We start from the raw sequence: 2,492 nt of genomic DNA, 5'->3' as shown, positions 1-2,492 counted from the left end.
GGTCCGGCGGCTGGTCGGGTCGGTCGGCGCGGCCGAGGGCGGCGAGCTGCACCGGATCCTCACCGTCCGGGTGCCGGACCTGGTCGCCTACCAGGACCTGCACTACGCCGCCCGGTACGCCGACGCGGTCCGCGAGGTGCTCGCCCGCGAGACGCCGGAGCGGTGCCCGGTCACCGAGGCCTACGCCCGCCAGCTGCACCGGCTGATGACCTACAAGGACGAGTACGAGGTCGCGCGCCTGCACCTCGACCCGGCCGAGCGGGCCAGGATCGCCGCCGAGTTCGGGCCCGGCGCGAAGATCTCCTACAACCTGCACCCGCCGGTCCTGCGGGCGATGGGCATGAAGCGCAAGATCCGCCTGGGCTCCTGGTTCGACCCGGCCTTCCGCCTGCTGTACGGCATGCGCAGGGTGCGCGGCACGAGGCTGGACCCGTTCGGCGCGGCCGGGGTGCGCAGGGTCGAGCGGGAGCTCGTCGCCGAGTACACCCGCGACGTGCACCGCGCCCTGGCGGGCCTGACCCCGCAGACCGAGGACCGGGTCCGCGAGCTGGCCGAGCTGCCCGAGGTGATCCGCGGCTACGAGGAGGTCAAGCTGGCGGGCGTCGCCGCCTACCGGGAGAAGGCCGCCGCCCTGCTGGCGGAGCTGGACCCCTCGCGCTGACCCCCGCTACGCCCGCGCGAGCAGCGCCTCGGCGGTGATCGGGGCCTCGTGGGTGCCCGTCACCGTGCAGGCGTGGGCTCCCGCGACCGCGCCGAGGCGCACGCACTCCTCCACCGGGCGGCCGTGCAGCCTGCCGTACAGGAACCCGCTGACGAAGGCGTCGCCCGCGCCGTTGCTGTCGGCCACCGGTCCGGGCAGCGGCGCGGCCGCGAAGTGCCTCAGCCCGCCGGAGTCGAGCACGTGGCAACCGTCGGCGCCCGCCGTGCAGACCACGGTCTCGGCCCGGCCCATGGCGAGGATGGCGCGCATGACCTCCTCGCGCCGGTCCCCCAGCGCGGTCGCGGACAGGAAGACCAGCCCCGAGGAGCGGGCGAAGTCCCGGTGGTGGTCGTTCTCCCCGTCCCAGTCGTGCAGGTCGGTGGAGACCGTGGCGGCGGGGCGGCCGGCCAGGTCGGGGTAGACGTGCCGGGAGAAGTCGGTGATCGACACGTGGACGTGCCGGGCGTGGCGGGCGGCGTCCAGGTAGAGCTCGCGCGGGAGCCGCTCGCCCGGCTCGGCGCGCGGGTCGAACAGCGAGGTGCGCCGCCCGTCCGGGCCGACGAGCAGGACGCTGCGCCGGGTGCCCTGGGGGGCGGTGGCCCAGCCCGCGTCGATGCCCCGGGCCGCGAAGTGCTCACGGATGAGGCGCCCCTGCGGGTCGTCGCCGACCAGGTCGACGAGGCGCACCCGCAGGCCGAGCGCGTGGCAGCCGAGCGCGACGCCGCTGCCGGTGTTGCCGATCCGGTCGACCACCGGCGGTACGGCGTAGGTGTCGGCGTAGGGCAGGGGCAGGGCGGGCACGTAGGCGGTGGTGTCCACGCCCGTCCCGCCGATCACCACGACGTCGTGCGTCATCGGTTCAGGTCCTTGTCCGGAGAGGGGCCGGCCGTACGGAGGCAGGCCGGAGGAGGTGAGGGCTCCGAGGAGGCGGTCAGCCGGAGGGCGGGAGCCCGCGGCTCGGAGCCGGTGGAGCGGAGGGGTCAGCGGTTGACCAGCGGGCCGGAGCCGGTGGAGCGGCGCACGACCAGCTCGGGCTGGAACATCAGCTCCATGTTCTTGCCCGGCGCGCCGTTGATCTCCTCCAGGAGCGTCTCCACCGCCGCCGAGGCCATGGCGCCGATCGGCTTGCGCACCGTGGTCAGCGGCGGGTCGGTGAAGGCGATCAGCGGCGAGTCGTCGAAGCCGACCACCGACACCTCGCCCGGCACCGACAGGCCCCGGTCCCGGCAGGCCCGGATCGCGCCCAGCGCCATCAGGTCGGAGGCGCACACGATGCCGGTGCAGCCGCGTTCCAGCAGCACCCCGGCCGCGGCCTGGCCGCCCTCCACCGAGAACAGCGAGTGCGAGATCAACTCATCCACCTCGGTCGTCCCGAGCAGCTGGGACATCGCCTGCCGGTAGCCCTCGATCTTCCGGACGACCGGCACGAACCTGCGCGGGCCGAGGGCCAGGCCGATGCGCTCGTGCCCGAGGTCGACCAGGTGCTGTACGGCCAGCCGCGCGGCGAGCCGGTCGTCCGGCGAGATGAACGGCGCGTCGATCTGGTCGGTGTAGCCGTCGAGCAGGACGATCGGGAGCCCCCGGTCGATGAGCCGGGTGTAGCGGTCCATCCGGGCCGTGGTGTCGGCGTGCAGGCCGGAGACGAAGACGATGCCGCTCACCCCGCGCTCCATCAGCAGCTCGGTGAACTCGTCCTCCGGCGCGCCGCCGGGAAGCTGGGTGCAGAGCACGGGCGTATAGCCGTGCTGGGTGAGCGCCTTCTCGATCGCCTGCGCGAAGGCCGGGAAGATCG

The 2,492-nt window shown here is 74.4% G+C and carries 3 protein-coding genes; 1 reads left to right on the top strand and 2 read right to left on the bottom strand.

Annotated features, from left to right (window positions below; translation table 11 throughout):
- Nucleotides 1-661: DUF6537 domain-containing protein (locus ACWJ6R_RS34520; RefSeq protein ID WP_449066236.1), on the top strand; the 661-nt coding region annotated here is incomplete at its 5' end.
- A 6-nt stretch (nucleotides 662-667) separates the two neighbouring features.
- Here ACWJ6R_RS34520 and ACWJ6R_RS34515 read toward each other — a convergent pair.
- Entirely contained in the window at nucleotides 668-1,555 is an 888-nt protein-coding gene (locus tag ACWJ6R_RS34515) for a carbohydrate kinase family protein (RefSeq protein ID WP_449066235.1), read from the bottom strand.
- A gap of 125 nt (nucleotides 1,556-1,680) precedes the next feature.
- A partial coding sequence (locus ACWJ6R_RS34510; protein WP_449066234.1) for a substrate-binding domain-containing protein occupies nucleotides 1,681-2,492 on the bottom strand: 812 nt, incomplete at its 5' end.

It is taken from the genome of Planomonospora algeriensis, from assembly GCF_977012225.1.
The sequence above is the reverse complement of the archived record's forward strand: the minus strand, read 5'-3'. Positions and strand labels throughout refer to the sequence as shown.

Excerpts from the sequence above, each read along its gene's own strand:
- ACWJ6R_RS34515 (WP_449066235.1), bottom strand. The coding sequence starts at position 1,555 with ATGACGCACGACGTCGTGGTGATCGGCGGGACGGGCGTGGACACCACC.